Source organism: Parafrankia sp. Ea1.12 (assembly GCF_900465275.1).
Classification (GTDB): domain Bacteria; phylum Actinomycetota; class Actinomycetes; order Frankiales; family Frankiaceae; genus Parafrankia; species Parafrankia soli.
The window spans coordinates 1-14739 of record NZ_UBIZ01000108.1; the positions used below are offsets into that span (position 1 = coordinate 1).

Annotated in this window: 14 protein-coding genes and 2 pseudogenes; 9 read left to right on the forward strand and 7 right to left on the reverse strand. The window is 69.7% G+C overall.

Translation table 11 applies throughout. From position 1 onward, the window contains the following. Positions 1-307 precede the first annotated feature (307 nt). Genes FMEAI12_RS02380 through FMEAI12_RS02390 form a run of 3 tightly spaced genes read left to right on the forward strand, consistent with a single transcriptional unit; the run spans position 308 to position 4152 of the window. Positions 308-2311, forward strand: a complete 2004-nt coding sequence (locus tag FMEAI12_RS02380; RefSeq protein WP_368672046.1) for an MMPL family transporter — start codon at positions 308-310, stop codon at positions 2309-2311. Between the two features lie 27 nt (positions 2312-2338). Further along, positions 2339-3511 carry a sensor histidine kinase gene (locus tag FMEAI12_RS02385; RefSeq protein WP_235013612.1) on the forward strand — a complete coding sequence of 391 codons (1173 nt, stop codon included), beginning with the start codon at positions 2339-2341 and terminating at the stop codon, positions 3509-3511. Continuing rightward, a complete protein-coding gene (locus FMEAI12_RS02390) occupies positions 3508-4152 on the forward strand; it encodes a response regulator transcription factor (RefSeq protein WP_112104826.1) in 645 nt (214 codons plus the stop codon). The genes FMEAI12_RS02385 and FMEAI12_RS02390 overlap by 4 nt, the downstream gene beginning before the upstream one ends. Before the next feature lie 19 nt (positions 4153-4171). Here the strand turns inward: FMEAI12_RS02390 and FMEAI12_RS02395 are convergent. Next, positions 4172-4330, reverse strand: a pseudogene (locus FMEAI12_RS02395) (IS5/IS1182 family transposase); the annotation flags it as partial. A gap of 94 nt (positions 4331-4424) precedes the next feature. Here FMEAI12_RS02395 and FMEAI12_RS02400 point away from each other — a divergent pair. Continuing rightward, positions 4425-5102, forward strand: a complete 678-nt coding sequence (locus tag FMEAI12_RS02400; protein WP_112104817.1) for an IS6 family transposase — start codon at positions 4425-4427, stop codon at positions 5100-5102. Between the two features lie 180 nt (positions 5103-5282). Here the strand turns inward: FMEAI12_RS02400 and FMEAI12_RS39660 are convergent. The 3 genes and pseudogenes from FMEAI12_RS39660 to FMEAI12_RS02415 all read right to left on the reverse strand — a co-directional run bounded on the left by FMEAI12_RS39660 (position 5283) and on the right by FMEAI12_RS02415 (position 8156). Continuing rightward, a pseudogene (locus tag FMEAI12_RS39660) lies at positions 5283-6484 on the reverse strand (integrase core domain-containing protein). Between the two features lie 9 nt (positions 6485-6493). Further along, complete coding sequence (gene yaaA, locus FMEAI12_RS02410; protein WP_112104818.1) at positions 6494-7369, reverse strand: peroxide stress protein YaaA; 876 nt, start codon at positions 7367-7369, stop codon at positions 6494-6496. 73 nt (positions 7370-7442) lie between these two features. Further along, a complete protein-coding gene (locus FMEAI12_RS02415; protein WP_235013614.1) occupies positions 7443-8156 on the reverse strand; it encodes a TetR/AcrR family transcriptional regulator in 714 nt (237 codons plus the stop codon). On the opposite strand from FMEAI12_RS02415, the gene FMEAI12_RS02420 reads away from it, so the two are divergent. Together FMEAI12_RS02420 and FMEAI12_RS02425 are read left to right on the forward strand one after the other, a co-directional pair. Next, the gene (locus FMEAI12_RS02420) at positions 8137-8868 is read left to right on the forward strand and encodes an SDR family oxidoreductase (protein WP_112104820.1); all 732 of its coding nucleotides are present in this window, start codon (positions 8137-8139) and stop codon (positions 8866-8868) included. The genes FMEAI12_RS02415 and FMEAI12_RS02420 overlap by 20 nt on opposite strands. A 182-nt stretch (positions 8869-9050) precedes the next feature. Continuing rightward, complete coding sequence (locus FMEAI12_RS02425) at positions 9051-9536, forward strand: SAM-dependent methyltransferase (protein ID WP_306769366.1); 486 nt, start codon at positions 9051-9053, stop codon at positions 9534-9536. Positions 9537-9573: 37 nt separating this feature from the next. Here the strand turns inward: FMEAI12_RS02425 and FMEAI12_RS02430 are convergent, their stop codons facing one another. Then, complete coding sequence (locus tag FMEAI12_RS02430; RefSeq protein WP_235013615.1) at positions 9574-10341, reverse strand: SDR family oxidoreductase; 768 nt, start codon at positions 10339-10341, stop codon at positions 9574-9576. Between the two features lie 62 nt (positions 10342-10403). On the opposite strand from FMEAI12_RS02430, the gene FMEAI12_RS02435 reads away from it, so the two are divergent. Together FMEAI12_RS02435 and FMEAI12_RS02440 are read left to right on the forward strand one after the other, a co-directional pair. Next, positions 10404-10814, forward strand: coding sequence for a MarR family winged helix-turn-helix transcriptional regulator (locus FMEAI12_RS02435; RefSeq protein WP_235013616.1), 411 nt, complete (start codon positions 10404-10406; stop codon positions 10812-10814). A 47-nt stretch (positions 10815-10861) separates the two neighbouring features. Then, entirely contained in the window at positions 10862-11479 is a 618-nt protein-coding gene (locus FMEAI12_RS02440; RefSeq protein WP_306769365.1) for an EAL domain-containing protein, read from the forward strand. Between the two features lie 11 nt (positions 11480-11490). Here FMEAI12_RS02440 and FMEAI12_RS36970 read toward each other — a convergent pair whose 3' ends face one another. Both FMEAI12_RS36970 and FMEAI12_RS02445 read right to left on the reverse strand, forming a co-directional pair. After that, positions 11491-11844 carry a hypothetical protein gene (locus FMEAI12_RS36970; RefSeq protein ID WP_165938812.1) on the reverse strand — a complete coding sequence of 118 codons (354 nt, stop codon included), beginning with the start codon at positions 11842-11844 and terminating at the stop codon, positions 11491-11493. A 60-nt stretch (positions 11845-11904) separates the two neighbouring features. Next, positions 11905-12801, reverse strand: coding sequence for a LysR family transcriptional regulator (locus FMEAI12_RS02445; RefSeq protein WP_112104823.1), 897 nt, complete (start codon positions 12799-12801; stop codon positions 11905-11907). 226 nt (positions 12802-13027) lie between these two features. Here FMEAI12_RS02445 and FMEAI12_RS02450 point away from each other — a divergent pair, with 226 nt between their 5' ends. Beyond that, positions 13028-14260: a multidrug effflux MFS transporter gene (locus FMEAI12_RS02450; RefSeq protein WP_112104824.1), complete on the forward strand. Its 1233-nt coding sequence runs from the start codon at positions 13028-13030 to the stop codon at positions 14258-14260. The last annotated feature ends 479 nt before the right edge of the window (positions 14261-14739 follow it).

Consider the following 14739-nt stretch of genomic DNA (forward strand, 5'->3'; position numbering starts at 1 on the left):
CCGACTCCGTCCTGGCCGACGGCTCACCGACCGGAACCGCCGAAGCCGCACTCGACCTCGCCGCCGGCCTCTACCTACCCGCCACCACCCATCACCGACGAACTAACGGCGACGACCACTAGCCGTCTGCCCCAGCCGCCGCCGTACTCCGCGCGGAGTACGGCGAAGTGTCTGCCGTGGCCAGACGCGTCAGCCCCGCCGGCTTGGCAGCGTGATCGCCATGACTTCTGAACTACGGGCGCCCGACCACTCCGGTGCCGATACCAGACCGAAGAGATCACGGACCAAGACCGTGCTGCCGTGGCTCATGCTGGCTGTGTGGATCGGGCTGGTGGTGGGCGGCTACTCACTCGCCGGCAAACTCGACTCGGTGACCCGCGATGGCCAGGCCGACTACCTGCCGGCCAGCGCCCAGTCGACCAAGGCGCTCCAGGCCGAGGCCGAGCTGCCCGGCGGCGAGAACGGCCTGCTCGTGGTCGTGTACGAACGACCCGACGGCCTCCAACCGGGCGATCGGGAGGCGGTCGTACGCGGCCAGACCGAGCTGGCGGAGCGATTCGGCAACAACACCGACGCACCGCCCCAGATCGTCGACTCCGACGACGGCACGGCCCTGATGTACACGCTGCCGCTCGACCGCGAGGCGATCGGCGAGAAGGCCGGCGCGACCGCGGATGCGCGTGACCTTCTCGCCGACCGGCCGGACGGTCTGAACGCATATGTCACCGGTCCGACCGCGCTAGGGTCCGACATGGACGAGGTCTTCGATGCCGTCGACTCGACGTTGCTGCTCGCTACTGCCGTAGTGGTGGCGGTCCTGCTGATCCTGACGTACCGCAGTCCGCTGCTGTGGCTGGTCCCGCTCACGGCGGTCGGCGTCGCGGCGATCATGTCGATGGGTGTTGTTTACGCGCTCACCCAGATCTTCGACTTCACCGTGACGAGCATGAGTTCGGCGCTGCTGATCGTCCTGGTCTTCGGCGCGGGCACTGACTACGCCTTGCTTCTCGTGTCTCGCTACCGCGAGGAGTTGCACCACCACGAGCGGCCGATCGACGCGATGCTGGCGGCGCTGCGTGGGGCCGGCCCGGCAATCCTCGCTTCGGCAGCGACGGTGGTAGCCGGCCTGTTGTGCCTGTTGGCCGCGGATCTCAACAGCACCAGCGGTCTCGGCCCGGTGGGTGCGGCGGGCATCGGGTCCGCGCTGCTCGTCATGCTGACGCTTTTCCCGGCCCTGCTGGTGGTGCTCGGGCGCCGGGTCTTTTGGCCGTTCGTGCCGCGAGTCGGGGTTGAGGCACACGCATCTGGTTCTCGGTGGGCTCGGCTTGGCGAGCTGGTTGCGCGCCGCCGCGTCGTCAGCTGGGCGGTGCCGCTGATGATCCTGGGCGGTCTCGCGCTGGGCACAGTGGGTGCCAGCGGCTCGCTTCCGCAGCTGGACCAGTTCGCCCGTTCGACACCGGAGTCGGTGACCGGGGCGAAGCTGATCGAGGCGCGCTACCCCGACCAGAGCGGTCAGCCGCTCACCGTGATGAGTCGGCCGGACCAGAGCCGCGAGGTCCTGGCCGCCGTCGAAAGTACGCCGGGGGTTGCCGAAGCCAAGATCGGCCGGGCCAGCGACGACTGGGTGGAGATCTCCGTGATCCCGGTCGACTCGCCAGAAAGCGCGGGTGAGACGGCAACGATCAAGCGGCTGCGGGAGCACGTGCACGAGGTCGCCGGTGAGGCCGTGCTGGTCGGCGGGCCGAGTGCCGAAAGGCTTGACGAGGCCGAGACCAACAAGAGCGACCGCAATCTGGTGATGCCGCTGATCCTGCTGGTGGTGCTCGCCATCCTCGGGCTACTGCTGCGGGCGATCGTGGCTCCGCTGGTATTGGTCGCCACCGTCGTGGTGTCGTTCTTCGGAGCCCTCGGATTGTGCAACCTGTTGTTTGACCAGGTGCTCGGTTTCGCCGGGTTGGAGCCGTCGGTGCCCCTGATCGGGTTCCTTTTCCTGGTCGCACTCGGTGTCGACTACAACATCTTCTTGATGACCCGGGTACGTGAGGAAGCCGCCCGGCACGGCACTGTCGATGGCACGAAGCGTGGCCTCGCGGTGACCGGCGGCGTTATCACCTCGGCCGGCGTCGTGCTGGCGGCGACGTTCGCGGTGCTCGCCACGCTGCCGCTCGTCATGCTCGTCGAGATTGGGATACTGGTCGCTGTCGGCGTGCTCATCGACACCTTGCTGGTGCGGTCCATCGTGGTTCCTGCACTGACAATGTCGCTGGGTTCGCGGATCTGGTGGCCCAGCAAGCTCTGGCGCGCGGCATAGGACTGTGTCGATGACCCTGTGTGAACGATGATGGCGCTCCGTCCGCCAGTAGCCGATCGGCTGCTGGCAGCGGCGTCGTTCGTGCTCGGCGTCGTCGTCGCGATCACGCTCGAGGCGGTCGATTTCGACGGCGAGCGAAGCGTAGATCTGTGGGCGATCGCGCTCCTGGGCGCGATGTCGGCGGCGTTACTGGCCCGCCGGCGCTGGCCGATCCTCGTCGTCCTCGCGGTCCTCGCCGTGTCGACGCCGTACCACGTCCTCGACTATCCCCATGAGGCCACGATGCCGGCCTCACTTGTGGCGGCGTTCACGGCGGCGCGCTGCAGCGAGCCACCGCGGCGGGCCGCCGCCGCCCTGCTGGCGGTGGCCGCGGTGACCGTGCCGGTCCTCGCCGACGAGGCGTCGGGGGCACCTGACGATGCTCTCCTCGGCGTCGGCTGGCTGTTCATGGCCTTCTTTGCCGGGCTGGCGGTCCGCTTCCATGAAAACTGGAAGGCCGCCGTCACCGCGCGGCTCGAGCAGGAGCGTGCCGACGAGGTCGAGCGGCGGGTCGCCGAGGAACGGGTCCTGATCGCTGCCGAGCTGCACGACGTCCTAGCGCACGGCCTCGCGGTCGCGAACGTCCAGGCTTCCGTCGCTGCGCACCTGATCGACCAGCTGCCGAGGCGCGGGGATGCGTCGCTGCGGGAGCTGTCCAGCACGCTGCATAACCTGTCGGACACGAGCCGGGCCACACTCCATGAGCTGCGTGCCGTTCTGGACGTGCTGCATGGTGGCGAGGCCGAGCCAACCGAGCCAGCGCCCCACCTCGGCGAGCTGCAGCGTCTGGTGGAGATGGCCGAGGCGGCTGATGTCCGAGTCGACGTGGAGGCTGACGGGCTCCCGGACGAGTTGCCGTCGACGGTGTCCGTCGTGGCCTATCGGATCATCCAGGAGTCGCTCACCAATGTCATTCGACACTCGACGGCCAAGCACGCGACCGTCCGGCTCGACCAGAACGGCCACCGGCTGCGGATCGCGGTCGTCGATCACGGGCCCGCGCGACCGAGCTCAACCGTGACACCCGGCTTCGGGATCGCCGGGATGACAGGGCGAGCACAGGCCGTCGGTGGCGAACTGTCCGCCGGCCCGGGCGAGTCCGGAGGATTCGAGGTATGGGCCAGCCTGCCGCTGCCGGAGATCTGGCGGGTGCCGTCGTGATCCGGGTCCTGCTCGCCGACGACCAGACACTGGTGCGCGGCGCGTTCGCGCTGCTGGTCAACTCCGCTGACGACATGGAGGTCGTCGGGGAGGCCGGCACCGGCGACGAGGCGGCGACGCTGACCCGGGACCTGCGCCCCGACGTCGTCTTGATGGACATCAGGATGCCGAGCACCGACGGCATCGAGGCGACTCGGCAGATCTTCGCTGACGATGGAGCGAGCGGCAGCAGGGTGCTGATCCTGACCACGTTCGAGACAGACACCAACGTACTGCGCGGCCTTCGCGCGGGGGCGTGCGGATTCCTGCCCAAGGACACCCGTCCGGACGCGCTGCTGGACGCCATCCGCACCATCGCGGCGGGGGAGGCGCTGCTGTCGCCCGGCGCGACCAGGGCGGTCATCACCCGTGCGCTGAGTCACCCGGACGCGCCTGCGCCCGAGCGGCTGGCCAGCCTGACGGCGCGCGAACGCGAGGTGCTTCGGCTCATCGCCGCGGGCCGAAGCAACCAAGAGATCGCGGACGAGCTGGTCGTCAGCCCGCTGACCGCCAAGACTCACGTGGGCCGCATCCTCGCGAAGATGGGCGCTCGCGACCGGGTCCATCTCGTGATCGCCGCCTACGAAGCCGGGCTCCCCTAGGGCGCGTATCTGGTTGTGATCAAAGGGGGGTCCGGGTGAACTCCTTGATCCAGATCATCGAGGCGCGGAGGTGAAGGCCGGCAAGGTAGCTGCCCGGGGTCTTGTCGTAGCGGGTGGCGATTCCCCGCCAGGCCTTCAACTTGTTGATCAGACGTTCGACGGTGTTCCGTTCCTTGTAGGGCACTGTTGCATCGGCGGAGTCCGCTGTCCCGCGGCCGTCGATCAGTCATGATCGAATGGTGCGTCGACGTCGTGGCTGTCCACCGGTTCCGGTGTCGGAGTTCGCGGGGTTTCGGTTCCCGCCTGAGGTGATCGTGCTGGCGGTGCGGTGGTATCTGCGGTTTGCGCTGTCGTACCGGGACGTCGAGGAGCTGCTCGCCGAACGGGGCCTCGAGGTTGATCACGTCACGATCTACCGGTGGGTCCAGCGCTTCACGCCACTGCTCGTTGACGCCGCCCGGCCGTGTCGGCACCGTCCTGGTGACCGGTGGTTCGTCGACGAGACCTATGTCAAGGTCGCCGGCCGGTGGATCTACCTGTACCGGGCGGTTGACCAGCACGGGCAGGTCATCGATGTCCTCGCCAGCCTCCGCCGCGACCAGGCCGCCGCCCGCCGGTTCTTCGCCCGGGCGCTGTCCCACGGGCGCCGGCCGGTCGAGGTCACCACCGACAAGGCCCCCGTCTACCCGCGGATCCTCGACGAGCTGGTACCCGAGGCCTGTCACATGGATGCCGCGCGGGAGAACAACCGGATCGAATCCGATCACAGCCGGTTGAAAGCCCGGCTCCGCCCGATGCGCGGACTGAAACGGCTGCGCTCCGCCCAGACGATCAGCACGGGGCATGCGTTGGTCCAGAACATCCGCCGCGGCCACTACGAACTCGGGATCGACACCGCCCCGCATGCACGGCTGACGGCCGCGTTCACCGAGCTCACCCTCGCGATCTGATCACCCGCTCGACAGGGCCAGCCATGTCCTGCCATCCCGCAACGCAACAGACCCCGTTCAGGCGCTCCGCGTTGTACCCGGTCTTCCACTCCATCGACAAGTACCTGGTGCGATGGTTGCAGCGCAAGTACAAGCGGCTCACCGGACGTCCTGGGCGGGCATGGAGGACGCTTGCAGCGATCAAACGCCGCAGGCCAGCCCTGTTCGCCCACTGGACGATCGGAGCGGCCATCGGATAGCACGAGCCGGATGACGCGAGAGTGTCACGTCCGGATCTGTGGGGGCCGGCGGGTGAAACTCCCGCCGGCTACCCGGCAGTCCGCCGAGGATGTGTGTGCGATGGATGGTGGAATTCGACGTCGGGGCGAGCACGGGTGGCGGGTCGGGTGGGTGCTGGCCGAGGGAGCGGTGAGGCCGGTGGGTGTTGAAATGCTCCGCGTAGCTGTCGAGGACTGACGTCAGGTGCCGTCCGGAGACGATCAATAATCTGTCGGTGCATTCCCGGCGGGCGGTGCCGACCCAGCGTTCCGCGATCGCGTTCGCCTGCGGGGCTTGCGGTGGTGTGCGTACCACGTCGATGCCGGCCCCGGCGAAGACAGCGTCGACGGAAGCCGTGAACTTCGTATCGCGGTCACGGAGGAGGAACCGGAACCGGTGGCTGCGCTCCTCAAGGTCCATCAGCAGGTTCCGTGCCTGCTGGGTGACCCAGGCCGTGGTCGGATGCTTGGTGACCCCGAGGAGGTGGACTCGGCGGGTGGCGTGCTCGACGACGAAGAACACGTAGATCCGTTGCAGGAACGCGGTGTCCACGGTGAAGAAGTCGCAGGCCAGCAGGCCGGAGGCCTGGGCGCGCAGGAATGTGCGCCAGGAGGTCTCGGCTCGGCGGGGGGCAGGGTCGATGCCGGCGCGGTGCAGGATCCGCCAGACGGTGGCGACTCCGACCGGGTAGCCCAACCCGGCGAGTTCTCCCTGGATCCTGCGGCGTCCCCAGGTGCGAGGCGCAGGACCAGCTCGCGGATCTCCCGGCGGATTGGTGGCCGTCCGGGTGTCTTGCGTGGGTAGGTCCATTTTCGTGCGAGGAGCTCGCGGTGCCAGCGCAACACGGTGGCCGGGGTGACGAAGAGCGAACCCCAGCGGGCTCGGGGTAGCCGCCGGGACAGGGCCGAGAGGATCAGCCGATCCGCCGGTTCCAACGTCGGACGGTGGACCTGCCGTCGCAGCACCGCCACCTGGTGCCGCAGGACGAGGAGCTCCACGTCCTTCGCGGTGTCCCCGCGCACGCGGAGCAACATCAGTCCGAGAGCGTTGCGTGTCAGGGCGTAGAGCAGCGACCACACCATGACCATCCAGCCTGCCCGACGCAGACCCCATCCGGCAGGCAAACGCGCAGGTCACCGCCCAAATCGGGTTTCTGGAGCCCCACAGGTCGGGTTCCAGCGGGTGATGACGTCGAGGGTGGGCGCGGTCGCGGTGCCGCGTGGCTCGGCGACGAGGCCGGCGGACTCTGCCACCTCGGCCACGTCGTCGATGGTCTTCACCAGGCGGCTGGTGGCTTCGGCGAGCAGGAGTGCGCGGGTCAGCAGGCCCTTGGTCTGCTTCGCCTGGTAGCTGAGTGGACGGCGGACCCAGCGCCCGTCGACGAGTTTCTCGGTCAGGGCACGCACGGGCAGGGCGCTGGCGCGGATCGGTCCGGAAAGGGATGGCACGGTCGCGTAGTCCGACGAGCGGAGGTCCACGACGAGGTGCTCGCCGACGGCGTCCGGGGCGCAGGCGAGCAGGTCGGGCAGGGCTGGCGCGAGCCGGGCGCGCCAGAAGGCCGCGAGCACGGTCGGTGCGGTACGGCCACCGAGGCCGGGAATCGCCGCCGCCATGCCGACCCGGTGGTCGGGCACCGGCTCGGCCGCGCTGAGGAGGCCGAACGCCCCGTTGGAGACGAACAGGGTGTGGCTGGCCGCAGCTCGCGCGGCAGGTGGCAGCGCCGCCGGAGCCAGCGCCTCGTAGAGCACGCCCACGAATCGGTCGAGCGCCGGCATCGTCGGTGCGTCCAGCATCGCGGTGTTGGCGGCCAGGTCGGCCTGCGCGCGCGAGGCCGGCAGCCGCAGCGCGACGACCGCCGCGTTCGGGTCGGCCCGGCAGAACGCCGCGACCGCCCGCGCGACCTCGGCGCGGGCTCCCGCGAGCGGGCCGTCGCCAAACCCGGCCGTCCGCAGCGACGGCCCGTCGCCACCCTCGGCCTTCCCCTCGCTCGGCGGCAGCAGGATCCGCACCTACCCGACCTCATTTCACGATCTCGGCATCCCGACGTTCTGTGCTGCCAAGCTACGGTGGCCTCGAGGTTGATCAGTCCGGCGGCCGCGGCGGGCGCCCGGGCGCCCGCCGCGTGATCGCCGTGATCGCCGCGGCTGTTTCGTCGGCCCACCTGTGGTCGAGCGGTCCGACGTCGAAGATCAGTCGGTACCACAGCGAACCGTAGACGAAGTCGGCCAGCGGCGTCGTGTACTCGTTGGGGATCTCGCCGCGGGCGACGGCCCGGTCGAGGAGCGTCCCGAGCGCGGCCCGCCTGGTGATGAGGAAGCGGTCTCGGACGTCATGGGCGACCGCCTGATCGGTGGCTGCCGCCGCGGCGACCGCGCGCAGGAGAAGGGCGGTGGTGTCGTCGAGCGCGTCGATCGTGGACCTCAGGAAGGCGTGCACGTCGTCCGGCAGGCTGCCGCTGTCGGGGAGCGGGATGCTCATCTGCCCGCGTTCGACCATCGCATCCAAAATCACCTCGGTCTTGGACGACCACCAGCGGTAGAGCGTCTCCTTGCTGACGCCGGCCCGCCTCGCGATGGCCTCCATGGAGAGACCAGCCGGTCCCACCTCTCCTGCCAGCGCCAGGGTTGCTTCGAGCACCGCGGCGCGCGCTCGCTCGCTGCGCGGTCGTCCGGGCCGGCGGGCGGGCTGTTCATTCACCTCCGCATCGTAACCGAACGGTCCGTTCGGTATTGATGGTAGAGTTTGCGAACGGGTCGTTCGGAAATGGAGGTTCGCGATGTCCGCGAGCAGCAGCACGCAAGATCGTCACGTCGCCGTCCTCGGCGGCAGCGCCGGGATCGGGTTCGCCACGGCCCGGCTCCTAGCCGACCGGGGCGCGGCCGTCACCATCGGCGGCCGCAACCGCGACCGGCTCGAGGCGGCGGTCAAGGAACTGGGCGGATCGGCCAGGGGAATCGAGGTGGACGCCGAGGACGTCGGCGCGCTGCGGCGCTTCTTCAGCGAGGCGGGACCGATCAGTGACCTGGTCGTCACCGTCACCCGGCGAGGCGGGGCCGGTCCCGCGGCCGAGCTCGCCGACGCCGACCTGGCCGGAGCGTTTCTTGGCAAGTCCGTCGCTCACCTGCGGGCCGTGGCCCTGGCGATGCCGACGCTTGCCGCGGACGGCTCGATCACGCTGGTGACCGCGGGGTCGGCCCAGGCCGCGCTGCCGGGGACCGCGGGGTTGGCCGCGGTCAACGGCGCCCTGGAGGCCGCGGTGCCGCCGCTCGCCGTCGAGCTCGCTCCCCGGCGGGTGAACGCGGTGTCCCCGGGCGTCATCGAGACCGGCTGGTGGGACGAGCTGCCAGCGGACGCTCGACGCGCCGCGCTGGACGAGTTCGCCGGCCGAGCGCCGGTCCGGCGCAACGGCCGGCCCGACGAGGTCGCGGCGGCGATCGTCGCGGTCCTGGAGAACGGATTCATCGCCGGCGTGGTCCTGCCCTGCGATGGCGGGCTGCGGCTCGCCTGATCCGGACAGATAGGGGTTGGTCAGTACCTGCCGGGTGAGGTCTTCCAACCGGATGGCTGCCGACCGGCCGAAGGACGGATCGCTCACTGTGATGCGGCGTCCTTCGATGAAGGTGCTCAGAGGGTCGGTGGGTCGCACGTCAGTGGCCGGGCTGTGTGTGCAACCGAGGGGTGGTACCGATCGTGCTCGCCCATGCTCGCGCTCTGCTCACCTGCACCGGTGAGGGCCGCACCGCCTACCTGGACGCCGACCTGCGGGAACCGGAGAAGACCCTCGAGTCGGCCGAGCTGCGCGACACGTTGGACCTGACCCGCCCCGTCGCGCTGTCCGTCATCGCTCTGTTGCACTTCATCCCGGACGCCGACGACCCGTACGGCATCGTCCGCCGCTATCTCGACGTGCTTCCCGCCGGCAGCTACCTGGCGCTGACCCATGTCACCCCCGATTTCGCTCCTGACGATGTCCAGCGTGTCGTCGATGTCTGCCGGGGCCAGGGCATCCCCGCCATGGTCCGCACCCGCAGCGAGGTCGCACGTTTCTTCGATGGTCTCGACGTTGTCGAGCCCGGGGTGCAGCCGGTGCACCGCTGGCGGCCCGACGACAGCGGGCCGGACGGCCCGACTGACGCCGAGGTCAACGTGTACGGCGGCCTCGCCCGCCTCCCGTAGCACCGCAGGCCCGAATCGGCGGGGATCGGGATACCGCTCAGAACACGCCTCCGCCGGCGGCGATGGACTGGCCGGTAACCCAGCGGCCGCCGGGCGAGGCGAGGAACGCCACGATCTCGGCGATGTCGTCCGGCTCACCGATGCGGCCCAGCGGAATCTCGGCGGCTATCTGCTCCAACACGTCCGCGGGAACACCGGCGGTGAGCGCATCGGTGCGGGTGCCGCCGGGGAGCACGCAGTTCACGGTGACCTGCCGGGGCCCGAGTTCCTTCGCCAGCACACGGACCAGGTGTTCGACCGCGGCCTTGCTCGCACCGTAGACCCCGGTGCCGGGCCGGCGGGTGAGCGTCACCCCGGACGAGATCACCACTACCCGGCCGCCGTCGCGCACCCGGTTGGCTGCCTCCCGCAGCACGACGAAGGCGGCCCGGGTGTTGGTGGCGAAGCTCTGCTCGAAGTCCTCGTCGGTCGCCGTCGCGATGGACGAGAACCGGGCGACACCGGCGTTGCTGACCACGGTGTCCAGCCGGCCGAACCGCCGCTCGGCCACCTCGAACAGCTCACGCACCTGCTCCTGATCGGTGATGTCGCCCTGTGCCGCCACGGCGACACCGCCGGCCCGGCCGATGGCGTCGACGACCTCCGCGGCGGCGGCACCGTGCGAACGGTAGTTGACGATCACGCTGTTTCCCGTCGCGGCGAGGCGTTCGGCGATGGCCCGCCCGATACCCCGTGAGCCGCCGGTCACCAACGCCACCCCGCGCTCGGATGCCATCATCATTCCCCATTCGGTAGAGAACCTCATCGGTCGAGATACTCAACCAAAATAGTCGAGGATCTAAACCATCTGTGGGGTACCCTCGCCGTATGGCCTCCGCCGGGCAGTCTGACGGCCTCGCCCGCTCGCTGCTGGAGTTGCATCGGGAGATGCGGGTGATACTCGGGTCCGTTGCGCGCGGCGCCGGGCTCACCGTCCAGCAGGTCGAGATGCTCTGTCTGCTACACAACCGCCAGCCCGCCCTCGGTGAGCTCGCCGACCTGCTCGGCTGCGACAAGACCAACATCACCGGCATGGCTGACCGACTGGTTCGCCGAGGTCTCGTCACCCGTCGGGCTAACCCGGAGGACCGGCGTGTCACCCGCCTTGAGCTCACCGAGGATGGCCGGGCCTACGGACTCAAGCTCCGCGACGCGGTTGCGAGCGCCGTCGACGAGCGGTGGCGCTCGCTCCCGGATGCCGACCGCGACGCACTCATTCAGCTCGTCGGGCGCGCCTGAACCGCAACGGCCTCTGGTTGTGTCCTCGTCGCTGGCGGCGGCGCCAGGTGGGCCAGGCCCGGACGAAGTCGGCGGGGCGGCGCAGGCCGGAACAGGGCTCCGTGCCGGCGGCCGGCGAGGCCCGCCAGAACGGCGCGGCGAGCGCCGCCCCGGCCCCCGAGCGTGACAGCAGCCAGGGCGTCGACGCTGGTGAGGGGCCTGACCTGGATCGCATCTTCGCCGACCCGTCAGCGCCGACTCTCGTCTTCCAGCCGATCGTGGACTTGCGCCTCGGGGTGGTCGCAGGCTACGAGGCCCTGGCCCGGTTCGGAGCACGCCTGGCGGACGCGCCGTACCTCGTGTTCGCGGAGGCGAACCGCCGCGGCTGCGCCGCCGAACTGGAGGCACGGGTGCTGCGCGCGGCGCTCGCCGCCCGGGACCGTCTTCCCGCGCGTTGTTTTCTCGCCATCAACGTGTCTCCCCATCTGCTCGCCTCTCTCGAGGTCAGCGCGGTCTGGCGGGGCCTGGTACTCGAGCTGAACGACGCGGTCGCCTTCGACGGTGAAGCTGCCCTGAACGCGGCGTTGGAGGCGTTGCGCAAAGCCGGCGCGTCATCGTCATGGACGATGTCGGTTCGGGCTATGCGGGTCTGCGGCAGCTCACCCGCACCCGCCCTGATTGCGTGAAGCTGGACCGCTCACCGGTCACCCGCATCGACGATGATCCGGTGAAGATCGTGCTCACCGAGCTCGTCCGCGGAATCGGTTGAGGTGTGGGCTGGGCCGGGGTCGGGTGATCGGTGCGTGCTGGCCAGGCGGAGATGCCGCTGCCGGAGGGTCGGGTAGGCGGCGACGCAGGCGAAAGGTGAATGCCGTGCGGCCGTACGAGGCTGCCGATCCAGCGACTGTGCCGCCCCGATCAGGGCCAGCGGCCCGGCGAGGTCGAGCAGTGACACGTGCGGCTGGCACTTCGCGGCGCCCCTCGGCACGCTGCTCGACGAGGTAGGTCGCAACGCCGAGTGCGGCAGCGCGGCCAGCATGAGCCAGGTCAAGGCGGCCAGCCGAGCGCGTGGTTTGGCCAGCGGCACGAGCAGGCCGGTGATTGGGCAGGGTCAGGAACCGTCGAGGGCGGCGAGGAAGGCCCGGGCACTGGGCGCCGAGGGGGCTGGTTTCCGGTAGATGAGGCTGATCGTGTGCCGGGCGGCGTGATCGTCCAGCCGTAGCACCCCGATGTCGCCTGATGCCTCCGCCGCTTTCCGGGCTGCGGAGGCGGTCACGATCGCCGCGCCGAGGCCGAGGGCGGCGAAGCGGATGATGTCGCCGAGGTTGGTGAGTTCGAAGGCGATGGTCCGGGTGGTGATGCCGGCGCGGGTGAAGGCGGCGTCGACCTGCAGACGCAGCCCCGACCCCGTCCGCAGTTCGATGAAGCGGGTGCCCTTGGCGAGCTCGGGTAGACGCACGTAGGTGTGGCCGAACAGAGGGTGGGTCCTGCCGACGACGGCGACCAGTGGCTCGGTGGCCAGCATGCGGTGCGCTAGCCCGTCCGGGATCTGGTCGGCGAACAGGCCGACGAATGCCAGGTCGAGTTCGCCGATCCGGACCTGTTCGGCCATTACCACGCTGCCGTTGTCGCTGATGGCGATCTCGACTCCGGGATGGCGTCGGTGGAAGTCGGCCACCATTGTCTCGATCTCGCTGGTTGTCTCGACGGCTCCGATCATGCCGAGGCGCATCTGACCGGTGACGACTCCGGACAGCCCTGCCAGCGCCGATGTGGCCTGGTCGAGTTCGGCCAGGATTCGCCGGGCGTAGGGCAACAGCAGTTCCCCGGCCTGGCTGAGCCGGACAGACCGGCTGGTCCGTTCGAACAGGCGCAGGTCGATCTCCCGCTCGAGCCGGGCGATCTGGTAGCTGAGCGCGGACTGCACCACGTGGCAGCGGGCGGCGGCCCGGGTGAAGTTCGCCTCTTCGGCGACGGCGACGAAGTACTCCAGCTGACGAACTTCCATCGAGATCCTCGATCGGTGCACTCGAAACAATGTCTTGGACAGATTGCCTGACGGCGCCGAACCTCGTCATCAGGACACCACGCGCGAAGCTCCATACCGGACACGCCTCGGACACGCCGAAGAAGCAACCGCCGTGGACCAGCGATCTAGCTGATGACCATCCCGGGGTGCACCCGGGAGCCCGCCCCCGCTACAGCCACCCGGACGCCGCAACCCGGAGGACCGCGTGCCCTCGTCCCGTATCTCGCAACCACAGGTCGTCATCCTCGGCGCGCTGACGGCACTCGCCCCGTTCTCTATCGACACCTACCTGCCCGGGCTGCCCGACCTGGCCCGAACCTTCCACACGTCGGCCTCGGCAACGCAGCTGACCCTGACCGCCTGCCTGCTCGGCCTGGCCGTCGGCCAGCTCGTCGCCGGGCCGCTGAGTGACAGCTACGGCCGGCGCCGCCCGCTGCTGGCCGGGCTCGCCGTGTACACCCTCGCATCGCTGCTGTGCGCGCTCGCGCCGTCCATCTGGGCACTGGCCACGTTCCGGTTCGTACAGGGAGCGGCCGGCGCCGGCGGTATCGTCATCTCCAAGGCCATCGCCCGCGACCGGACCGGCGGGACGGCTTCCGCCCGGCTGTTCGCCACGCTCGCGCTCGTCACCGGCCTCGCCCCCATGCTCGCGCCAGTTGTCGGCGCCCAGGTACTGCAGGTCACCTCCTGGCGGGGCGTGTTCGTCGTCCTGGCCGGCCTCGGCGCGGTGCTGTTCACCGTCACCGCCACCGGGCTCGCCGAGTCACTGCCCGCCGGGCGCCGGCATCGCGGCGGGGTGAGTGCCACCCTCCGGGTCTTCCGCGGGCTGCTGGCCGACCGGACCGTCCTCGGGTGCGCGCTGGCCCTCGGGTTCGCAGCCGGCGCCATGTTCGCCTACATCTCCGGGGGACCGTTCGTCCTCCAGGACATCTATGGCCTGTCCCCACAGGCGTACAGCGTCGCGTTCGCAGTCAACGCCGTCGGCTTCATCGCCGCCAGCCAGTTCGGCGGGCGCGTCGTCCACCGCACCGGTCCACGCGTGCTGCTCCTCGCGGGCGTCGCCATGTGCGCAGTCGGAGGCATTGCCGCGTTCGTCGCGCTCGCCGCCCACGCGGGCCTGGGCATGGTGCTGCCGACCCTGTTCGTGACGGTCACCAGCATGGGACTGACCTTCCCGAACGCGATCGCGCACGCACTGGCCGACCAAGCGGGCAACGCCGGTGCGGCAGCGGCCCTGCTCGGCCTCGCCCAGTTCCTGTTCGGCGCGCTGGCAGCCCCTGTCGTCGGGTCCGCCGGCACCGACACCGCACTCCCCATGGGGATCACCATCGCCGTACTCGGGGTCGCCGCGGCGGCCGCATGCGTGTTCCTGGTTCCCCGGCAGACCGGGAGAAACACCCAGGTAGGGAAAGCCACAGTCTTGTCCGCACTCCGATAGACCACGCTCATACCACTTGACCTCATCGGCGGCTTCCTTGGCCAAACACCGGCCTGGACCTCGATCCAGGACTCCCGTAACCAGACTACGACCATTCAAGATCTGGTAGTGCCGGGATAAACCGGCTTGGAGAAGGAGATGGAAGAGCTCTACGTCGAAGGAGTAGCGACCCACGACGACCCCGAGCCATGTGGCTGCTTCCGTAAGGGGGCTGCTGAAGCGTTGGTAGGGGCACGTGTAGGCCGGGTGATTGAGCCGCGAAATGAACAGTTCCAGGGCGCCGACACGTTCAGATCCGTGGAAGGCAACACCGCCGGGAGCGTTAGTCGCGAGTTCCCGGTGGGCCCGGCGCGGTCAGAGAACCATGGCATGCACGGAATCTCCAAGCACGAGAACCGGGAGATCCCGCGTCCGCCCGTCGGAGTGATGACCGGCGGGACGTCCAGGGAACGCCGAGGCGGTAATCCTGGGATGCACGG